Origin of the sequence: Agrobacterium sp. El2ro-1b (assembly GCF_048298475.1) — a bacterium.
Classification (GTDB): Bacteria; Pseudomonadota; Alphaproteobacteria; order Rhizobiales; family Rhizobiaceae; genus Agrobacterium; species Agrobacterium fabrum.
The window spans coordinates 521,994-541,470 of record NZ_CP103458.1; the positions used below are offsets into that span (position 1 = coordinate 521,994).

Here is a 19,477-nt window from a genome sequence, read left to right on the forward strand (position 1 = left end):
CTTACACTCTCTTTCGGGTAAGTATAAATCTTTTGGGTGCCTACTTTCGATTGGAGAGTATCATAGCTAACTTCCTTTCAGCCAACAAGCAAAGGATGTTCCAATGAAAATCACCGGCAACACCATTCTCATCACCGGCGGCGGTTCCGGCATCGGCAGGGCGCTCGCGGAAGCGTTTCATCAGGCGGGCAACAGGGTGATTATTTCCGGCCGCCGCCAGGCTGTGCTCGACGAGGTGACGGTCGCCAATCCCGGCATGGCCTCGATGGTGATGGATGCGGGAGACGCCGAAGGCATCCGCGCTTTTGCCGAGGCGCTGGTAAAAGCCCATCCCACCCTCAACGCCGTCATCAACAATGCCGGCATCATGCGCCCGGAAGAAATCGCCGCCGCGCCTGACTATCTCGACACGGCGGAAGAAACCATTGCGACCAACCTTCTCGCCCCGATCCGGCTGACGGCGGCGCTTTTGCCGCATTTCCTCAAGCAGCCGGCCGCCACGGTGCTGACGGTCTCCTCTGGCCTCGCTTTCGTGCCCATGGTGCTGACCCCCACCTACAGCGCCACCAAATCGGCCATCCATTCCTATTCGGTTGCGCTACGCGAGCAGCTGAAGGAGACGTCTGTGGAGGTCATCGAAATCGTGCCGCCCTATGTACAGACGACGCTGATGGGCGAGGGGCAGGCCAAGGATGAAAGGGCCATGCCGCTCGACGCGTTCATTTCCGAGGTGATGGATATTCTCACCAACCGTCCTGACGAAAAGGAAGTGGTGGTGGAACGCTGCAAGCCGCTGCGTTTTGCCGCGCAGAACGGCAATTTCGATCAGGTCTTCGCTATGATCAACCATATGCATCCTTAAGCGCGGGCGTCTGTCGCATAGGGATATCCTGTGATAGCGTCGCGCTCTTATCCGCGGAGCGTGCGCTTTCATGGGCCAAGCCCAGTTCCTGATGCCGAAAACCGTTCAGCCCGGTGTTACCGCCGTGGTGGCCGATAGCGATCGCTCCTTTCCGCGCCACATGCATGATCAGTTCGGCATCGGTCTCATCGCCCGCGGCGCGCAGAAATCCCTCTCCGGCCGCGGCATGGTGGAGGCCGGCCCCGGCCATGTTATCACAGTCAATCCCGGCGAGGTGCATGACGGCATTCCGCTCGGAGAGAGCGGTCGTGCCTGGCGCATGCTCTATCTCGACATCGAGATCGTCCGCGACGCCATCGCCGATATCAGCGAAAAGGATCGCGGCACCTTCGAATTCGCTTATCCCGTCGATACGAGACCTCTGGCGGAGCGGTTCAACGCTGTCTTTTCTGCCGTCACGGCGAAGGAACGACCGGGCGAAACCCTTGATAGTGACGAGACCCTGCTGATGCTTCTGGCGGATGCGATGGAGACGGCGGCAAAACCGCCTGTCATGGCTGCGCCCGACACCATTAAGCGCGCGAAAAGCAGCATCGATGATGACCCGGCCCGACCGTTCCGCCTTACCGATCTGGCAAGGGAGGCCGGCATGAGCCAGTTCCGCTTCCTGCGGGCTTTCGCGAAGGCCACAGGCCTGACCCCGCACAGCTATCTTGTCCAGCGGCGCGTGCATCTGGCCCGGCACGCGCTGGCGGGCGGCACACGGCCCGCCGAGGCCGCCTTCATCGCCGGTTTTGTCGACCAGAGCCATCTGAACCGGTTCTTCGTGCGCCAATTCGGCGTGACGCCCGCTGTTTACCGGGCGGCGCTTTCGTAAGGCAGGTTAGCGCAAAAGGGGAATGGCCTTGTGCAGCCGCCTTGTAGCCCGTTGCTTCGGCGAGGGACTCCGAGCACCAATGCCGCAATTTCATCCAAGACACCCACCCCACGCACCATCATGCTCCCGTCCTCCACCCCAAGAGGACAATCCCACACCATGACACCCGAATTCCTCATCACATCCTTCATCGTTGCCGCTTCTCCCGGAACCGGCGTGGTCTACACACTGGCCGCCGGCCTTTCGCAGGGGGCAAAGGCGAGCCTCATTGCGGCTTTCGGCTGCACGCTCGGCATCGTGCCGCATCTTCTCGCCGCCATCACCGGGCTTGCCGCCATTCTGCACACCAGTGCGCTGGCCTTCGGTATCGTCAAATATCTGGGGGTCGCCTATCTGCTTTACATGGCGTGGAACACGCTGCGGGAGAATGGCGCGCTGAAGATCGATGAGACGAGGCAACCGCAAAAACCCGCGCGCGTCATCGGTGAGGCGATCCTCATCAATCTGCTGAACCCGAAACTGTCGATCTTCTTTTTTGCCTTCCTGCCGCAGTTCATCGCGCCGGGCGAGCTTTCGCCGACATGGCGCATGATCGATCTCGGGCTGATCTTCATGGCCATGACGTTTCTGGTCTTTGCGCTTTACGGCTGTTTTGCCGCCTCGGTCCGGCGGCAGGTCGTGTCGCGTCCAGCGGTTCTCACCTGGTTGAGGCGCAGCTTCGCCGCCGCTTTCGTGGCGCTGGGGGCGAAGCTCGCCTTTACCGAGCGTTGAGACCGGACCGGATGGCCGGCCGCCTCAGTCGTCCCAATCGGGCGCGAGGTGGCCGGGGCTAACGATGCGGCCATTCGGCCTGGCAAGCGCGTGGATCGCCCGCATTTCCTCTTCCGAGAGCGCAAAATCGAAAATGTCGAAATTCTCCTTGAGGCGGCTTTCCGTCGCCGTCTTGGAAAGCGCCACGATGTCAGGCTGCTGCACCGCCCAGCGCAGGGTCACCTGCGCGGCGGTCTTGCCGTGTTTCGCGCCGATATCCTTCAGAACGGGATCGCTCGGCACCTTGCCATCGGCCATCAGATAATAGGCCGTCACAGACATGCCGTGTCTACGGGCCGCCGAAATCACCTTCGTCTGGTCGAGATAGGGGTGATACTCGATCTGGTTGGTGGCAAGCGGCGTGTCGGAGAGTTTCACCGCTTCTTCGGTCAGTGCCACGTTGAAGTTGGAAATGCCGATATTGCGGGCCTTGCCGGCCTTGCGCACCGCATTCAGCGCACCCATGCGCTCGGCAAGCGACACGTCGCTTTTCGGCCAGTGCAGAAGCAGCAGGTCGACATAGTCGGTCTTCAGTTTCGCAAGGCTTTCATCGACGGAGGCGAGAAAATCGTCGTGGCGATAGCGGTCCACCCAGACTTTGGTGGTGAGAAAGATATCGTGCCGGGAAATGCCCGATTGCGCGATGACCTCGCCGACGGCACCCTCGTTCTTGTAGATCTGGGCGGTATCGACATGGCGGAAACCGAGTTTCAGCGCTTCCGGCAGAATGCGCCTGACATCGTCTTCAGGAATGCGGAAGGTGCCGAAACCGAGGGCGGGAATATTCGCGCCATTCGCGCTGACGTCGTACATGGGTGTCTCTCCTGTTTGCTGAAAACATGGCCGGCGGAAGAGGCCGGATGGGAAGGCGTCTTTATTTAACTGGTGTCGGCGTGATCGGTTTCAACCGCAGGCAGATATCATATCGGTATATAATCCTCATCTGGACGACGGCATGGGCTGCCCGTTCCCTCTGGGCGGTTGCACGGGATAACGGACGGCGCTACGCCTCTGAATGCCCGCAAAGCCAACGCGCAGGTCGGGGCGACAGGGATGGAAGGAAATCTCGCGTGTCACGCTCACAACGGCTTCTCGATCTCCTGCAGATCCTGCGCTCCCACCGCATGCCGGTCAGCGGTGCGGCGCTTGCCGCCGAGATCGGCGTCAGCCTGCGCACGCTCTACCGCGATATAGCGACGCTGCAGGCGCAGGGCGCGGATATCGAGGGTGAGGCCGGCGTGGGTTATGTGCTGCGTCCCGGTTTCCTGTTGCCGCCGCTGATGTTTTCGCAACAGGAAATCGAGGCGCTGGTGCTGGGTTCACGCTGGGTGGCGGGCCGCGCCGATGCCGGGCTGGCCGAGGCCGCGCGCGCCGCACTCGTCAAGATCGCTGCCGTTCTGCCCGATGCGCTGCGTGAGGAACTCGATAATTCCACTTTGCTTGTCGGCCCGGGGCAGGGCCTCGCCGCCATCCATGTCGATCTCGCCGCAATTCGCGAGACCATCAGGAAAGAGAGCAAGGTGGTAGTGACCTATCGTGATGAAAAAGGAGACCTGACGGAGCGGGTCATCTGGCCCTTTGCGCTCGCTTTTTTCGATCTGGTGCGGGTGGTGCTGGCATGGTGCGAAACCCGGCAGGATTTCCGCAGTTTCCGGGCCGACCGCATCGAAAGCTTCCGTCCCCTCGACAGCCGTTACACGCGCCGCCGCCAGGCGCTGCTGAAAGAATGGCGCGAGCGGGAAAAACAGCGGCGACGCCACCATGCTGACAAAAACTGACAAGAGGCGGGTCTAGAAACCGTTCATCCGCAACACAGGAGAACGATCATGACCCACCCCGATTTCACCATCCTCTATGTCGACAACCCGCCGGCCAGCACGGAATTCTACAAGGCGCTGCTGGGTGTCGATCCCGTCGAATCCTCCCCGACATTTTCCCTCTTTGTCCTAGCCAACGGCATGAAGCTCGGCCTCTGGTCGCGGCACACGGTAGAACCGAAGGCGTCCGTGACGGGTGGCGGCGGAGAGCTTGCCTTCCGTGTCGAAAGCGATGCGCAGGTGGATGAGACCTTCGCCGGGTGGAAGGCAAGAGGTGTCGCCATGCTGCAGCAACCCGCGAAAATGGAATTCGGTTATACCTTCACGGCCGCCGACCCAGACAGCCACCGCCTCCGGGTCTATGCCTTCGCGGGTTGACGACCCTATTTCTTCACCGCCACCACGAAAAGCCGGGGAAAGCGCAGCAGCAACCGGCCGTCCGCCATGGGCGGATAGGCCGCCGCGATGCGTCGCGTATAATCGGCGAGGAAGGCTTCACGGTTTTCCTCGCCGGCGGCGGCGAGATAGGGGCGCAGCCCCGTGCCCTTCACCCATTCGACGATGCTGTCCGCATCCTTCATCGGGTGATTATAGACGGTGTGCCACACATCCACCCGCGAGGATTTCGGCGAAAGTGCATTAAAATAGTCCGAGGGTGGGGGAAGAGGTTTGCGACGCAGGCCGCCATCGGAAAAAGCGTCCTTCCACGGTCCCCCGTCGGCCGTTTCATGCATCGCGATATGCGTCGGCTCCTGCAGATTGTCGGGCATCTGCACGGCGAGAACGCCGCCGCTTTCCAGCTGGTCCATCAGTTGTGAGAGAACGGCAAGATGGTCCGGCACCCATTGGAAAACGGCATTGGCGTAAAGCAGGTCCGCCTTCTGCGCCGGTTTCCACGTCGCGAGGTCGGCCTTGCCGAAATTGGTATTCGGCAGCCGGTCCGCCGCCTTTTCCAGCATGTCGTCGTCGCTGTCGATGCCGGTGATGACGTTGACGCCGTAACGGTCGGTCAGAAGCTCGGTGGAATTGCCGGGGCCGCAGCCGAGGTCATAACCATTCAGCACGCGCTCCAGCGGCACCTGGGCCAGAAGATCCCGCGCGGGGCGCGTCCGTTCGTCTTCGAATTTCAGATATTGTTGCGCGGACCACGCCATGATTTCCTCCTGCGGACTGCCGTCAGATCGTCAGCATCGCATAGCCGAAACGGCCCCGCCATCATCGGATCAATGAATTATTGTGATGATTCTATTCATCAACCTTTTGTTTCGCCTCACAAAACGTCTTTGCCAGGGCCTGCATTTGTTATTTTCCATCAAAATCAAATATGGCGGCAATTAAAACTTGACCTGTCTGGGCGAGAGGCATTCACTCCGGCCGATTTCCAGCACATGCCCGGTTGTGAACGCGAAGCGTTTTGCGTCCGGTAATGCATCAAGACAAAAAGACGGAGCGTTTTCGCCAGGCGGAAATGCTTGACACAGGAGACCGTTATGAGCGTCGATACCGCACCTCGATCAACCACCTGGACCTATGTTGACGGTCAATGGCTGCCCGGCAATCCGCCGCTCATCGGCCCGACCTCGCATGCCATGTGGCTGGCCTCCACGGTATTTGACGGCGCACGCTGGTTTGATGGCGTGGCACCCGATCTCGATCTGCATTGCCAGCGTGTCAATCGCTCCGCGGTCAACATGGGCATGAAGCCGACCATGACGGCGGAAGAGATCGAGACGCTTGCGCTTGAAGGTGTGCGGAAGTTCGACGGCGGGATGGCGATCTATATCAAGCCGATGTATTGGGCCGAACACGGTATGCCCGGCAGCGTTGTCGCGCCGGATGCCAGCTCCACCCGTTTTGCGCTCTGCCTGTTCGAAGCGCCGATGGATGCCGGCAAGCCGCTGACGCTCACCGTTTCGCCGCTGCGTCGTCCGTCGCCGGAAACCGCGATGACCGACGCCAAGGCCGGCAGCCTTTATCCCAATAGCGGTCGCGCCATTCTGGAAGCCCGCGCGCGCGGTTTCGACAATGCCCTGATGCGCGACATGAACGGCAACGTCGCCGAATCCGCCTCGGCCAACATCTTCATGGTCAAGGACGGTGTCGTCTTCACGCCCGTGCCGAACCGTACCTTTCTTGCCGGTATCACCCGTTCGCGTGTGATAGGTCTTCTGCGTCAGGCCGGTTTCGATGTGCGGGAAGCCACGCTGTCGGTCGAGGATTTCAACGAGGCCGATGAAATCTTCTGCTCGGGCAATTATTCCAAGGTTTCGCCGGTCGTGAAACTGGATGACCGCGAATTGCAGGCGGGCCCGGTCGCGCGCAAGGCGCTTGATCTCTATATGGATTGGGCACGTCTCGGCGCAGACGTCTGAAATCCGCATCCATTGCGTTAAACGCGGCCATGGCAGGCATTCGTCCGGTCATGGCCGTTTTTGTTGCGGCGCAAAAAAATCCCCAAAAAGATGGGGGAATTTAATCCAATTTTAGACAAGCTTATTTTAGTTTGCGGCATCTTCATTTCCGGCTAGCGGGGGCCGCCAGATGTCTTTCAGCATTCGTAATATACTTGTTGGTTTTTTCCTCACCATCAGCCTTGCACTTGCCGGTTTCGTCGGCACGGAATCGTGGCGCTCGGTCAATCGCGCCAGCGCCTTTTCCGAGGTCGCGCAGCTCGTCTCGCTTGACAAGCTTCTTTTCAACGCACTTCTGAATTTCCGCAGTGAACGCGGCGACAGCGCCACGGCGCTGACGCTCGATCCGTCGAAGTCGGCGGGCAGCATCGCCAGTGTTGCGGCGGCACGTCAGAAGGTGGATGCCGCCATGAAGGCGTTCCTCACACAGTCTTCGTCGCTTGACGATACCAGGCTGCAAGGGCCGCTCAAGCGCGTGAAGGATGTCTACGCACAGTTCGTTGAACTGCGAAAGAAGGTTGACGCCAATGTTTCGCAGCCGCTCGACCGGCGCGAAAGCGGGCTCGACAAGACCGTCATGACGCTCGGCGGCGATTTCCTCGCCTCGCTGGAAGCGGGTTCGACGGCGCTGGAGGGGGCTGTCCGCTCTCTCGATCAGGGCCAGACCGGTCTCATCCAGCTGCGCTCCTACGGCTGGTCCGCCCGTGCGCTTGGCGGCAGCGCCACCGTTGTCCTCAACGCCGCCGTGGCGCAGAACCGGCCGCTCACCGCCCAGGAAATGCAGCAGCTCGGTGCCTTCGATGCCGGCGCGGCATTCGCGTGGAAGGCGACGGGTGATCTCGTCGCGCATGAATCTACGCCGCAATCGCTCAAGGACATCTACGCCACTGCGGACAAGACCTACTTCAAGGGCGATTTCAACACCCAGCGCACCAAGCTCATCGAAGACCTCAACAATGGCCGCACGCCGACCTTCACCTTGGATAGCTGGCGCACCACCGTCACCGAAAATCTGGGCACGATTGCCAAGATCGCCTCTGCCGCCATGGATATCCTCGATGCCAATGCCGAAAAGGCAAAACAGGACGCCTTCATCGATGCGGTGGTCTATCTGGCCGTCTTCCTCGTCACGCTGGCGCTTTGCATTGTCTCACTTGCCGTCATCGTCGGCCGCGTCACCCGGCCGATCAGCCGCCTGACCAATGCGATGATGGCGCTTTCGGGCGGCAATCTTGCAATCGATATCGCCGGCGCAAAACGCGGCGACGAGATCGGCGAGATGGCCCGTGCCGTGGAAATCTTCCGCGAGGCGGCCATCCGCAACCGGCAGCTGGAGGCGGACGCCGTCGCCAACCGGGAGCAGGCCGAACGCGACCGCATCGAGCTGCAGCAGCGCGCCGAGGCTGAGGCGGAAGAACGGCTCAACCAGGCTACGGGTTCGCTGGCGGGCGGTCTTCGCCGTCTCGCCTCCCCGGTGACATGGTCTGCGAGATCGCCACGCCTTTCGCGCCGCAATTCGAAGCGCTGCGGCACGATTTCAACAGCTCCGTGCATCAGCTGCGTGAGGCGCTGACGAGTGTCGGCCAGTCCGTGCAGACGGTGAATGGCGGCGCCCATGAGGTTTCCTCTGCCTCCGACGATCTTTCCCGCCGCACCGAGCAGCAGGCCGCTTCGCTCGAAGAGACTGCGGCGGCACTGGAAGAGATCACCGCCAATGTTTCCGCCACCTCCAAGCGGGCCGGTGAGGCCCGCGACACGGTGCGGGAAGCAAGGACCAAGGCCGATATTTCCGGCAAGGTGGTGCGCGATGCCGTCTCTGCCATGGAACGCATTGAGCATTCCTCGCGCCAGATCGGCCAGATCATCGGCGTCATCGACGAAATCGCCTTCCAGACCAACCTTCTGGCACTGAATGCGGGCGTCGAGGCGGCAAGGGCGGGCGATGCAGGCAAGGGCTTTGCCGTCGTTGCGCAGGAGGTGCGCGAACTGGCGCAGCGTTCCGCCAATGCGGCCAAGGAAATCAAGCAGCTCATCAACACCTCAGCCGTTGCGGTGGGTGAGGGCGTGAAGCTGGTTGCCGATACCGGCGTCGGGCTTTCCGAAATCGAGCAGCTGGTACTGTCCGTCAACAGCCATATGGACGCCATCGCCACGGCGGCGCAGGAACAGTCGGCCGGTCTCTCCGAGGTCAACACCGCCGTCAACCACATGGATCAGGCCACGCAGCAGAATGCCGCCATGGTCGAGGAAATGAATGCAGCCGGTGCCGGTCTCGCGCAGGAATGCGCCAATCTCCAGGCCCTGCTTGCGCAGTTCCAGCTCGGCCAGCAGGCCTCGGCATTGCGGGAGACGGCACGCCATATGCAGCGCGCCGCAAGCCCTGCGCGCGCTCCGTCCGCACCCGTCGCAGCACCCGCAAGGGCTCGCCCGGTTGCTACGCGCGGCAACGCGGCGCTGGCCGTGAAGGGTGATGACTGGACGGAGTTCTGAGGTTCGGAAGTCTGGCCCGCGTCATCAAACGGCGCGGGCTACGTTGTTGACGAGGCTTTCTCCACCCGCAACGTCATCCTCGGGCTTGTCCCGAGGATCTGCAAACGATTGATTTTGGTGGCGTGTTTAGATCCTTGGGACAAGCCCAAGGATGACGGCACGCAAATGCGCGCTATTCGCCATCAGTTTCGATGGCCTGGCCTTCATCTGAAATCCGCACTCCACTTCACCCTTTCCGAACATCCGGCAATGCACCGGCCAGCGCCCTGAGCGGCGCGGTCATGTGCTTGTCGCGCCTCATCGCCAGCGCAATCCGCCGTTCGAGCGGCGGTTCGAGCGAGCGCCATTCAAGCCCGGATGCGGCTCCTTCATGTTCGACGGCCATGCGCGGCACGACGGCAAGGCCAAGACCCGCGCCCGCCAGTTTCTTGATGGCCTCGACGCTGCCCAGTTCCATGGCGGGCTGCACGGTGCGGCCGCTTGCCGAAAACCATTGGTCCACCAGCTTGCGCGTATTGCCGCCTTCGTAAAGCAGCAGAGATCGCGTCGACAGCGTTTCGGCATTCAGCGCGATTTTGCCCGGCACGGAGCCGCGCGGGAAAACCGCGACGAGTTCGTCGAGATGGATGTCGCGGATATCGAGGCTGCGGCCGCTGGCGGGCAGCGCCACCACCGCCGCGTCGATCGTATTGGCCTCCAGAAGCCGCAATATATCGTGGGTATTGCCTGTTTGCACGACGATGTCGATGCCGGGCATCGCCTGCCGGATGCGGCCGAGCACCGGCGGCAGCAGATAGATGCAGGCGGTGGCGCCCGTGCCGATACGCAGACTTCCCGTCGCCCCGCTGCGGTGCGGTGCAACCGTCTCGATCGCATGCGCCACCTCTTCGGATATGCGCCTTGCATGGATGAGAAAATCCCGCCCCGCCGCCGTTGGTTGCGCGCGCCTGCCGACCCTCTCGATCAGCCGCACACCCAGCTGCTTTTCCAGAAGCCTTATATGCAGGCTGACGGCCGGCTGCGTCAGCCCGGCCTTGTCGGCGGCGGCGGAAAAACTGCCGAGATCGGCCACGTCCATGAAACTGCCCATCTGCCTGAGATCGAGGTCGACCATCAAAGAAAACCTTATCGTTTGTATAAGACAGATAATCTTTATTTTGGCTGCGCCGCAATGCACAATGAGGGCGTGAATGATCCGCAGGACAAGAGAATGACCCTTTCCACCGTTTCCAGCCTTTTAATCCGCCCCTGTGAGGAGGCGGATATTCCAGCCATTACCGAAATTTACCGGGATGCCGTTTTGTATGGCCGCGCCAGCTTCGAGATCGATCCGCCTGATGTGCAGACCATGGCCGAGCGCCGCCGCCTGCTGGTGGAGGGCAATTACCCCTATCTCGTTGCCGAACGCGATGGAAGGGTAGCCGGGTATGCCTATGCCGGCGCCTATCGCGCGCGCCCGGCCTATGGCGCGACGGTTGAAGATTCCGTTTATATCGATCCGGCCATGAAGGGCATGGGCATCGGCCGAAAACTGCTCGATGCGCTGATCGCGGAAGCCACCGCGCGTGGCTTCCGGCAGATGATCGCCGTCATCGGCGATAGCGCCAATGCGGCTTCGGTCGGCGTGCACCGGGCCACCGGTTTCGAACTCGTCGGCACCTTCAAATCCATCGGCTGGAAACATGGCCAATGGCTGGATACGGTGCTGATGCAGCGAGCGCTGGGCGAGGGCAATACCACGCCGCGTTTCTAAGTCTTTCAGGGCTTTGTGGAGCCGGGGATTTCCACCTTCAGCGTGTCTCCGGCAAGCTCGCTGCCCAGCTCCACGGCCTTGGTCTTCTTGTCGTAGACGCAGATATGGCTGACCGTCGCATCCGCACCCTTCGCTTTGCCGGTCAGGATGGCGAGACCGTAATTTTCGCTGCCGACGGGATCGACCACCGCCTTGGCATCCTCGAGCATATCCTTGGCGCCTGCAAGGCAGGCCGTCTGCACATCCGCCACGAACTCCTTCCAGGCATCATCAGACGATGCGGCGGCCGGCAGGGCGAGGGAGGAGAGGGCGGCGGCAAGGATAAGGGGACGGATCAAAGCGCGGGTCATGGAATTTCCTTCCTGCAATGTCATCAAAAGCGAACCGATAGGGTGGAAAACGGTACGCCAGGGTTGTGAAACAAATGTGGTGGCGGCTGGCTTGAGAGGAATTTTCTCTTTTGGCGGAACATTTTGATATTTCACAGGTTGCCCAAACAGAGGTTCGCTCCTATGGTCCGCTCACACGGTTTCTAGGAGCGGTAACCCGCTGCAAAAAGGAGTAAAAACCATGGCCTTCGAACTTCCTGAACTCCCCTACGACTACGACGCGCTTGCACCTTACATGTCGCGCGAGACGCTCGAGTTCCATCACGACAAGCACCACAAGGCTTATGTCGACAACGGCAACAAGCTGGCTGCGGAAGCCGGTCTTTCCGACCTGTCGCTCGAAGAAGTCGTGAAGAAGTCGTTTGGCACCAATGCCGGCCTCTTCAACAATGCTGCCCAGCACTACAACCACGTCCATTTCTGGAAGTGGATGAAGAAGGACGGCGGCGGCAACAAGCTGCCGGGCAAGCTGGAACAGGCATTCGCTTCCGATCTCGGCGGCTACGACAAGTTCAAGGCAGATTTCATCGCTGCCGGCACCACGCAGTTCGGCTCCGGCTGGGCATGGCTCTCCGTCAAGAACGGCAAGCTTGAAATCTCCAAGACCCCGAACGGCGAAAACCCGCTGGTTCACGGCGCAGATCCGATCCTCGGCGTCGACGTATGGGAACACTCCTATTACATCGACTACCGCAACCTGCGTCCGAAGTACCTCGAAGCCTTCGTTGATAACCTCATCAACTGGGACTACGTCCTGGAGCGTTACGAAGCCGCTGCCAAGTAAGGTTTGGCGAACGGAATTTTTCGAACACTCGGCCTTCGTGCCGGGTGTTCTGCTTTTGGCATGTCGCGCGTTGTCACAAGCCTGTCATCAGCCGGGTTTATCGCGGCGCATCATGACTGAAAAAAGCACGCCTCTCTTCTCCTTCGGCATCGTCGCCGATCCCCAATATGCCGACGCCGATCCCCGCCCCGATATGGGCCGTTTTTATGCCGAAAGCCCGAAAAAGCTGGCTGAGGCGATTGACGCCTTCAACCGCGAAGACCTCGCCTTCGTGGTGACGCTCGGTGATATCATCGATCGCGGCTTTGAAAATTTCGATGCGATCCTCAGCGTTTATGACGCGCTTCGCCACCCCTCGGTGCTGCTGCCGGGCAATCACGATTTCGCCGTCGCCCCCGAGCATCTTTCCGCCATCCATGCCCGCCTCGGCATGAAGGCTCCCTGGCATGATTTTGCCCTAAGCGGCATCCGCTTCGTCGTGCTTGACGGCAACGATGTCAGTCTCTTCGCCCCGCCGCCTGATGATCCGCGCCGCCTGGTCGCGCAGGAGCGGTTGAAGCGCCTGAGGGATGTCGATGCGATCAATGCGCAGGACTGGAACGCTTCGCTCAGTGACGGCCAATTCGAATGGCTACGCACCGTTCTGCAGCAGGCGGATGCGGCGGGCGAAAAAGTTATCGTGCTGTGCCACTATCCCATCTATCCGGAAAACGCCCACAACATGTGGGACGCGCCGCGCATCCTTGATCTTCTTGGCTCCCACCCGTCCGTTGCCGCATGGTTCAACGGCCATAATCACGAGGGCAATTACGGGACGCTCGGCACCACCCACTTCGTCAATTTCAAGGGCATGGTGGATACGCCTGACCAGAACACCTTCGCCATCGCCGATGTCTTCGCCGACCGGATCGAGATTCGCGGTTTTGGACGCGAGGAGGATCGGGTGTTGGCCCTCTAAAACCGGGCCTTGACTTCGCCAGTCGCCAGCTGCGTGGGGAATCCGCCGCGCCGTTTGCTTTCAGCCGATTATTCTTATTCGGCCTGCCGTCAGAGGCAGGCCCCAGAGCCGGGGGTGACTTGCATTGTCACCTTGTCCTAGACTTCTGTTTTCGCGATGGAATTCACCGCAATGTGACTTTTTTTCGCCATGCGGAAAGGGCATCCTCGCCCGGTTCGATAAAGCGCCGGTGTCCATGCCGGAATCAAGGAGAGTGTGCATGAAACTAAAAACCATCACGGCGGCCATGCTGTTCGGCTGTCTTTGCGCCGGAGCTGTTTATGCTGCCGGCGAAGTCGAAAAACGCGAAGGCATGATGAAGCAGATCGGCGGCTCCATGGGTGCGCTCGCCGCCATCTCCAAGGGAGAAAAGCCCTTTGACGCTGCCGCCGTCAAGGCTGCCGTGACGACCATCAGCACCAATGCCAAGGCTTTCCCCGACCAGTTCCCCGTCGGCTCAGAGACCGGCAGTGCGGCTGCTCCCGCCATCTGGGAAAACTTCGACGACTTCAAGGCCAAGGCCGCCAAGCTGGGCACGGATGCGGACATGGTTCTCGCCAATCTCCCCACCGATCAGGCCGGCGTCGCCACCGCCATGAAGACGCTCGGCGCCGATTGCGGCACCTGCCACCAGACCTATCGTCTGAAGAAATAATCGAAGCATCTGAAAACGCCGCCCATCGGCGGCGTTTTTCGGCACGAAAGGCATCTGACCGGGTCAGGTGAGAATGGGGAGAGGGGTATGTCCTCCATCTGGACGAAGCTTGTGGGCGGGGCAGTGGTTGCGGCCATTGCGGGCTACGGAATTTTTGCCTGGGTTACCGCACCGGAACGCCAGGCGCCGAGCCATTGGGTGAGCCTCGGTGAGCCTGATCTTGCCAATGGTGAAACCCTGTTCTGGGCCGGCGGCTGCGCAAGCTGTCACGCCGCACCCGATGCCAAGGGCGAGGGGCTGCTGACGCTTTCCGGCGGGCAGGCGCTGAAAAGCCCTTTCGGCACCTTTCACGTTCCCAATATCTCCTCTGATCCACAGCACGGCATCGGTGGCTGGACGCTGGCGGAATTCGGCGATGCGATGACGCGCGGCGTCGGCAAGAATGGCGAACATCTGTACCCGTCCTTTCCCTATGCTTCCTACGCCCGCATGACGCAGAAGGACATCAACGATCTCTTCGGTTATCTGAAGGTTCTGCCGGCCAGCCAGAATGACGCGCCGGATCACGACCTGCCTTTCCCGTTCAACCTGCGCATGGCCTTAGGCGGCTGGAAATTCCTTTATTTCGATCCCGCCGCACCGCCGCGCGTCGAACTCGCCAATGCCAACGCCGAATTGCTGCGCGGCCAATATCTGGTGGAAGGGCCGGGCCATTGCGGCGAATGCCATACGCCCCGCGACGCGCTCGGTGGTTTCCTTGCCGGTAAATGGCTGGCCGGTGGCCCCAACCCGGAAGGCGAGGGCCGTATTCCCGACATCACCCCCGGTTCGCAAAGCATCGGAAGCTGGGCCGAAGCCGATATTGCCGGCTATCTCGAAACCGGCTTCACCCCGGAATTCGACAGCGTCGGTGGCTCCATGGTCAAGGTGCAGCAGAACATGGCGCATCTGACCACCGAAGACCGCGATGCGATCGCCGCCTATCTCAAGGCCATTCCGGCGCGGTAACCCTCAGCCGAGGCAAGGCACGCGGGTCGAAAGCAGGCCTGCCATTGACTCCTGCATCTGCCCGACGGATAACATGTCCGTGATGGTTCCTTCCGGGCGTTCCGGAAGGTGAAAAGGGAACACGATAGGGAGAAATCCTCATTCGTGGCTGCCCCCGCAACTGTGAGCGGAGAGCCTGAAACGAAATGCCACTGGCAAGCCATCTCGCCTCCATCAATGGCGAGGGTAATGCCGGGAAGGTGTTTCAGGTTTTGACCCGTAAGCCAGGAGACCTGCCATCACGGAAATATCCATGCCGGCGGGGTGTCCGGAAGAGCGGAATTTCAGGGTGGTGGCATCAGGCCTCCCTGTGTCAGTCTCGTATCCCCGTGGTGAAGTATATCGCATGCGGTCCTGCGGTTTTTGCCGTTCGCCCGCATCTAAAGGCGCGGGGTCGCGCCGGGAGAGGGGTCACCATGTCCACCAACCTGAATACGGCCAATTCAGCCGTTTCCGTAAAAACAGCCAGCGTCGCGCAGTCGCTGACGGCGATCGTGCTTGGCCTTTTCGTCGTCGGTTTTGTCGGCTTTTCCCATGTGGAAGCCGTTCACAATGCCGCGCATGATACGCGCCATGCCAATGCCTTCCCCTGCCATTGAGGGAAACCGCATGTCATTTTTTCGCAATATCGTCTTCACCGCCATTCTCGTTGGTATCGTCGGCGGCTTCGCCGTGTCTGCCATGCAGGCGGTCAGTACCACGCCGCTCATCCTGCAGGCGGAAACCTTTGAAAGCGCCGGCGAAGCGCCCCACAGCCATGATGCACCGGCGCCCGGTGCTGCCGTTCCCGCCCATGAGCATAATGACGAGGCCTGGGCTCCGGCCGATGGTTTCGAGCGCACGGCCTATACCGTCGCCGCCAATGTGCTGACCGCCATCGGTTACGCGCTGGTGCTGACGGGCCTGATTTCGCTGCGTGGCACCAATACCGGCTGGCGTGAGGGGCTTTTGTGGGGCGTCGCCGGCTTTGCCGCCGTTATGCTCGCCCCGATGATCGGCCTGCCGCCGGAACTGCCGGGAAGCCCGGCCGCCGCACTTGAGGCGCGCCAGATCTGGTGGCTCGCGACCGTTGCCGCAACCGCGGGCGGCATTGCGTTGATCGCCTTCCGCCGCGAACCCTGGGCGGTTCTATTGGCGCTGGTGTTGATCGTCGCGCCGCATGTGATCGGCGCACCCCTGCCGCCGGAAGGCGAACACGCGCTGGCACCGTTGCCGCTGGAGCGTCAGTTCATCGTCGCCGCCACCATCACCAGCTTCGTCTTCTGGGCGCTAATCGGCACGTTGAGCGCGCTTTTCCTGAAACGCTTCCAGCAGGCATAAGCTTATGCAGGACGCGGCGGAATGGAGTGAGGAACTCGATGCGCTGCGTTTTGCCGTTCCCGGTCACGGCGCTTTCTGCGCCGCGCACCGCCTCGCATTCAAGGCAGTTCTCGGGGCAACCCCGGAGCGAGAGGCGGCTCTCGCCTGTTTTCATGAACACGAAGCTGCTTTTATCGCCGCGGCGCTCAGCAAGATAAAACGCGCAAATTTGCCCGCCGGCCGCAGCCTGCATCTGAACAGCCGCGACATTCGCCGTGCGATTGCAGGGGAGGGCGATGCGTCGGCGGCGCGGGTGTGCCGGGTGCTTGATCAGTATTGACTGGCTCGATATCCCCACCTCGTCATCCCGGCCTCGAGCCGGGATCCAGCCGACGCGCGTCTGCGCTGCGAAAAGAGCTCTTTAGCCCAGAGACTTGGGCTGGCTGGATTCCGGCTCAAGGCCGGAATGACGGGAAAGTACAGGGCCGTAGAGCATTGAGGCGGATACCCCTCAGCGATGCTCCGCCGTAAAAACCTGAAGTTCCGCCTCGGCTTCCGGACCAAAGAGGCCAAGGCTTTTCAGAATTTCCACCGCGAAACTGACCGGCGCGCTGCCGGCGGCCGTGATGATGCCACCATCGCTGACCGCCTTCGGCTGGTCGCGATAAAGCGCCTCACCGCGATAGGCCGGATAGGCCTTGTGCGATGCCAGCGCATTGCCGGTATGGACGACATCGTTCAGAACACCCGTGCCGCCGAGCGCGCTCGCCGCCGCGCAGATGCCGGCGACCACCCTTTCCCTGTCGCGAAACCGCTTGACCAGCCCGTCAAGATCGACAGCCGTTCCCTTTTCCCAGCTGAGACCGCCGGGAATGACGAGCGCATCGATGTCAACGGGATCGAGCGTGTCATAGGATGTGTCCGGCGTCACCTTCAGCCCGCCCATCGAAGTCACGGGCCTGCCATCAGGCGTGGCGTGCACGATCTCGACACCGAGATAGCTGCGCGCTGCCGCCGCAAGCAGCGCCGGCTCCCAGTCGGCAAAATCCTGTGCAAGCGCAATGGCGATCCGTGTCATGACCGTCTCCGTGGTTGTTAATCAGGCAATGGACTGCATATAGCGCATGCCGGTGACCGGCCGCGGCGCGAAATCCATGTTTTCGTAGAAACGATGCGCGGCCACATTGCCGGTCGTGGCGCTGACGGAAAGATAGTCACAACCAAGGCGCTTGGCGATATCGCGGGCACGGGACACCAGATGCTGGCCGGTGCCATGGCCGCGATGACCGTCACGCACGAAGAGATGATGCAGCTCCAGCCCGCGCCGGCCTTCCTGCGCCCTGTAGAGCGGCAAAAGCAGGGCGTAACCGATCAGCGCGTCGTCGGCTTCAGCCACCAGCCCATGCACCCAGGGAAGCGGTCCGAACAGGTCGCGTTCCAGCTTGGCAGGCGTGATCGCGGCCGCATCGCCGTGGTAGGAGGCAAGCAGGGTGATCATCTCGTTGAGCTCGGGCAGATCGGTCTTGCGCGCGCCGCGAATGATGACGACGGGCGGTCTTTCCAGTGTAAGGGAGCTATCTTCGGTCATTTTTTCGGTCCTTTGGTCTTATCGGTGCCGTCAGGACGTTTGAAAACAACAAAGCCGCCTGACGGCGGCTTGTTGACAATATGATCTGTCGAGCCGCCCTTAAAGGAAGGCCCAAAAATACGAGCAGGAGATGGGTGCGCGTTCATTGATCATGGGGAATGCAATGCGCCCGAATCCATATTCTGTCAAGCGGGTCAATTCGCAAATCGCGCGATTGCCGATACGATCGCCTCTTCCATTCCCGCATCGCCGGTAGAATGACCAGCGCCGTCGATGGCGATCAGCTGGCTTCCCGGCCATGCGGCTGCGAGTTCGTAAGCCGTGATGGGTGGTCCCTGCAAATCGCGCATGCCCTGAATGAGTATGCCGGGGATGCCGGACAAACTGCCGGCGTTGCGGAGAAGTACGCCGTCGTCAAGCCATGCTGCGTGGTGAAAATAATGGGCGCAAAGGCGCGCGCGCGTCAGAATATAATCGTCGTCGCGCCATCTTTCCGGGAAGGCCGAGGTGCTCTCTGCGGTAATCGACCCCGCCTCCCACAGATGCCATTCGAAGGCGGCCATCAATCTTATGGATAGGTCAGGGTCGTTCAGGAGCTGGTGATAAGCGCCGACCGGATCCTCCTTCGACATGTGACCCGGAATTGCCGCAACGAAACGCTGCCACTGTTGCGGCAGGAACATCGCCAGTCCCTTGTACAGCCAGTCGATTTCCTTCTGTCGTGTGGTGGTGACGCCTGCAAGCACCACCGCGCGCACGTATTCCGGATGCTGCTGGGCATAGGCAAGTGCGAGTGTGGCGCCCCAGGAACTGCCATAAACCAGCCAGTCGTCTACCCCGAGGGCTGAGCGAATGGCCTCCATGTCATCGATCAGATGGTGCGTGGTGTTATGCTCGAGGTTGTCGGCGGCGTTCGGTGTGCTTTTGCCGCAGCCGCGCTGGTCGAACTGGATGATGCGATAAAAGGCCGGATTGAAATAGCGCCGCGCCGTCGCCGAAAGCCCGGAGCCGGGGCCGCCATGCAGCAGGATCGCCGGCCGTCCCGCCGGATTGCCGGCAATCGTCACATGCAGCCTGTGGCCTTCGGAAACGGCGAGGAAAATAGTCTCGAACGGGGTGATTTCGGGAAATATCTCGGCCATCCGGCATCCCTTTTTCAAGCGGGTGGGAGGCGCATACAGAGCACGGATGACAGTTGAATGTCAGTCTCGTATTCGCCGCTTGTTCAATGCTCGCCCTCGCACATGCCGTGGTTGGACAGTGCGCGGATGACGTAACAATCCTCGATCGAATGGCCGTGGCAATGGGCGACGATGCGTTCCAGCTCGTGTTCCAGCTTCTTCAGGCTGACAATCTTTTCGCGCACATGGGCGAGATGCTCGGCGGCGATGCGGTCGGCACCTTCGCAGGGCATCTGCCGGTGCTGGCTGAGCGCGAGCAGCTCGCGGATGGCCTCGATATTCAGACCGAGATCGCGCGCATGGCGGATGAAGGCCAACCTTTCGAGGTCGGATTTTTCGTAACGGCGCTGGTTGCCATCCGAACGATCCGCCTCGCGGATGAGGCCCATCTGCTCGTAATAGCGGATCGTCGGCACCTTCACGCCGGTGCGTTTCGACAGTTCACCGATGGACAGCATGGCTTTCTCCATATCTCCAGTCTCTAGAGATATGGCTTTTTCACGCCCGGTTCAATGGC

At 61.0% G+C, this 19,477-nt stretch carries 22 protein-coding genes, 1 pseudogene and 1 riboswitch; of the genes and pseudogenes, 15 read left to right on the forward strand and 8 right to left on the reverse strand.

Features of this window, described 5'->3' with window-relative positions; translation table 11 throughout:
- Positions 1-103: 103 nt before the first annotated feature.
- From NYR50_RS02535 to NYR50_RS02545, 3 genes are all read left to right on the forward strand, one after another.
- The gene (locus NYR50_RS02535; RefSeq protein ID WP_418136674.1) at positions 104-862 is read left to right on the forward strand and encodes an SDR family oxidoreductase; all 759 of its coding nucleotides are present in this window, start codon (positions 104-106) and stop codon (positions 860-862) included.
- Positions 863-932: 70 nt separating this feature from the next.
- A complete protein-coding gene (locus NYR50_RS02540; protein WP_418136675.1) occupies positions 933-1,739 on the forward strand; it encodes an AraC family ligand binding domain-containing protein in 807 nt (268 codons plus the stop codon).
- A 159-nt stretch (positions 1,740-1,898) separates the two neighbouring features.
- Complete coding sequence (locus tag NYR50_RS02545; RefSeq protein WP_418136676.1) at positions 1,899-2,510, forward strand: LysE family translocator; 612 nt, start codon at positions 1,899-1,901, stop codon at positions 2,508-2,510.
- A gap of 24 nt (positions 2,511-2,534) precedes the next feature.
- On the opposite strand, the gene NYR50_RS02550 is transcribed toward NYR50_RS02545, so the two are convergent.
- Entirely contained in the window at positions 2,535-3,362 is an 828-nt protein-coding gene (locus NYR50_RS02550; RefSeq protein WP_418136677.1) for an aldo/keto reductase, read from the reverse strand.
- A gap of 257 nt (positions 3,363-3,619) precedes the next feature.
- Here NYR50_RS02550 and NYR50_RS02555 point away from each other — a divergent pair, with 257 nt between their 5' ends.
- Both NYR50_RS02555 and NYR50_RS02560 read left to right on the forward strand, forming a co-directional pair.
- Positions 3,620-4,327, forward strand: coding sequence for a helix-turn-helix transcriptional regulator (locus NYR50_RS02555; protein WP_418136678.1), 708 nt, complete (start codon positions 3,620-3,622; stop codon positions 4,325-4,327).
- A 48-nt stretch (positions 4,328-4,375) separates the two neighbouring features.
- Positions 4,376-4,744 (forward strand): VOC family protein, encoded by a 369-nt coding sequence (locus NYR50_RS02560; RefSeq protein WP_418136679.1) that lies wholly within the window; start codon positions 4,376-4,378, stop codon positions 4,742-4,744.
- 5 nt (positions 4,745-4,749) lie between these two features.
- Here the strand turns inward: NYR50_RS02560 and tam are convergent, their stop codons facing one another.
- Entirely contained in the window at positions 4,750-5,520 is a 771-nt protein-coding gene (gene tam / locus NYR50_RS02565; protein WP_418136680.1) for a trans-aconitate 2-methyltransferase, read from the reverse strand.
- A gap of 336 nt (positions 5,521-5,856) precedes the next feature.
- Between tam and NYR50_RS02570 the strand changes: the two genes are divergently transcribed.
- Together NYR50_RS02570 and NYR50_RS02575 are read left to right on the forward strand one after the other, a co-directional pair.
- Complete coding sequence (locus NYR50_RS02570) at positions 5,857-6,738, forward strand: branched-chain amino acid aminotransferase (protein ID WP_418136681.1); 882 nt, start codon at positions 5,857-5,859, stop codon at positions 6,736-6,738.
- 169 nt (positions 6,739-6,907) lie between these two features.
- Positions 6,908-9,267, forward strand: a pseudogene (locus tag NYR50_RS02575) (methyl-accepting chemotaxis protein).
- A gap of 226 nt (positions 9,268-9,493) precedes the next feature.
- On the opposite strand, the gene NYR50_RS02580 reads toward NYR50_RS02575, so the two are convergent.
- A complete protein-coding gene (locus NYR50_RS02580; RefSeq protein ID WP_418136682.1) occupies positions 9,494-10,381 on the reverse strand; it encodes a LysR family transcriptional regulator in 888 nt (295 codons plus the stop codon).
- Between the two features lie 96 nt (positions 10,382-10,477).
- Between NYR50_RS02580 and NYR50_RS02585 the strand changes: the two genes are divergently transcribed.
- Positions 10,478-11,020 (forward strand): N-acetyltransferase family protein, encoded by a 543-nt coding sequence (locus NYR50_RS02585; protein WP_418136683.1) that lies wholly within the window; start codon positions 10,478-10,480, stop codon positions 11,018-11,020.
- Between the two features lie 5 nt (positions 11,021-11,025).
- Here NYR50_RS02585 and NYR50_RS02590 read toward each other — a convergent pair whose 3' ends face one another.
- On the reverse strand, positions 11,026-11,370 hold the full coding sequence (locus NYR50_RS02590; RefSeq protein WP_418136684.1) for a hypothetical protein: 345 nt from the start codon (positions 11,368-11,370) through the stop codon (positions 11,026-11,028).
- 220 nt (positions 11,371-11,590) lie between these two features.
- Between NYR50_RS02590 and NYR50_RS02595 the strand changes: the two genes are divergently transcribed.
- From NYR50_RS02595 to NYR50_RS02625, 7 genes are all read left to right on the forward strand, one after another.
- Entirely contained in the window at positions 11,591-12,193 is a 603-nt protein-coding gene (locus NYR50_RS02595) for a superoxide dismutase (RefSeq protein WP_010971217.1), read from the forward strand.
- 112 nt (positions 12,194-12,305) lie between these two features.
- Complete coding sequence (locus tag NYR50_RS02600) at positions 12,306-13,151, forward strand: metallophosphoesterase (protein WP_418136685.1); 846 nt, start codon at positions 12,306-12,308, stop codon at positions 13,149-13,151.
- 259 nt (positions 13,152-13,410) lie between these two features.
- Positions 13,411-13,845, forward strand: a complete 435-nt coding sequence (locus NYR50_RS02605) for a c-type cytochrome (RefSeq protein WP_174007847.1) — start codon at positions 13,411-13,413, stop codon at positions 13,843-13,845.
- An 87-nt stretch (positions 13,846-13,932) separates the two neighbouring features.
- The gene (locus NYR50_RS02610; RefSeq protein ID WP_418136686.1) at positions 13,933-14,853 is read left to right on the forward strand and encodes a c-type cytochrome; all 921 of its coding nucleotides are present in this window, start codon (positions 13,933-13,935) and stop codon (positions 14,851-14,853) included.
- A gap of 66 nt (positions 14,854-14,919) precedes the next feature.
- Positions 14,920-15,148: riboswitch (cobalamin riboswitch) on the forward strand.
- A 160-nt stretch (positions 15,149-15,308) separates the two neighbouring features.
- Positions 15,309-15,491, forward strand: a complete 183-nt coding sequence (locus NYR50_RS02615; RefSeq protein WP_010971223.1) for a CbtB domain-containing protein — start codon at positions 15,309-15,311, stop codon at positions 15,489-15,491.
- 10 nt (positions 15,492-15,501) lie between these two features.
- On the forward strand, positions 15,502-16,212 hold the full coding sequence (locus NYR50_RS02620; RefSeq protein ID WP_174007851.1) for a CbtA family protein: 711 nt from the start codon (positions 15,502-15,504) through the stop codon (positions 16,210-16,212).
- A 4-nt stretch (positions 16,213-16,216) separates the two neighbouring features.
- On the forward strand, positions 16,217-16,531 hold the full coding sequence (locus tag NYR50_RS02625) for a hypothetical protein (protein WP_418136687.1): 315 nt from the start codon (positions 16,217-16,219) through the stop codon (positions 16,529-16,531).
- A 171-nt stretch (positions 16,532-16,702) separates the two neighbouring features.
- Here NYR50_RS02625 and NYR50_RS02630 read toward each other — a convergent pair whose 3' ends face one another.
- The 4 genes from NYR50_RS02630 to NYR50_RS02645 all read right to left on the reverse strand — a co-directional run bounded on the left by NYR50_RS02630 (position 16,703) and on the right by NYR50_RS02645 (position 19,418).
- A complete protein-coding gene (locus NYR50_RS02630; protein WP_418136688.1) occupies positions 16,703-17,269 on the reverse strand; it encodes a type 1 glutamine amidotransferase family protein in 567 nt (188 codons plus the stop codon).
- Between the two features lie 21 nt (positions 17,270-17,290).
- Positions 17,291-17,779: a GNAT family N-acetyltransferase gene (locus tag NYR50_RS02635; protein WP_006312187.1), complete on the reverse strand. Its 489-nt coding sequence runs from the start codon at positions 17,777-17,779 to the stop codon at positions 17,291-17,293.
- Positions 17,780-17,973: 194 nt separating this feature from the next.
- Positions 17,974-18,921 (reverse strand): prolyl aminopeptidase, encoded by a 948-nt coding sequence (gene pip, locus NYR50_RS02640; RefSeq protein ID WP_418136689.1) that lies wholly within the window; start codon positions 18,919-18,921, stop codon positions 17,974-17,976.
- An 83-nt stretch (positions 18,922-19,004) separates the two neighbouring features.
- Positions 19,005-19,418: a MerR family transcriptional regulator gene (locus tag NYR50_RS02645; protein ID WP_418136690.1), complete on the reverse strand. Its 414-nt coding sequence runs from the start codon at positions 19,416-19,418 to the stop codon at positions 19,005-19,007.
- Positions 19,419-19,477: the final 59 nt, after the last annotated feature.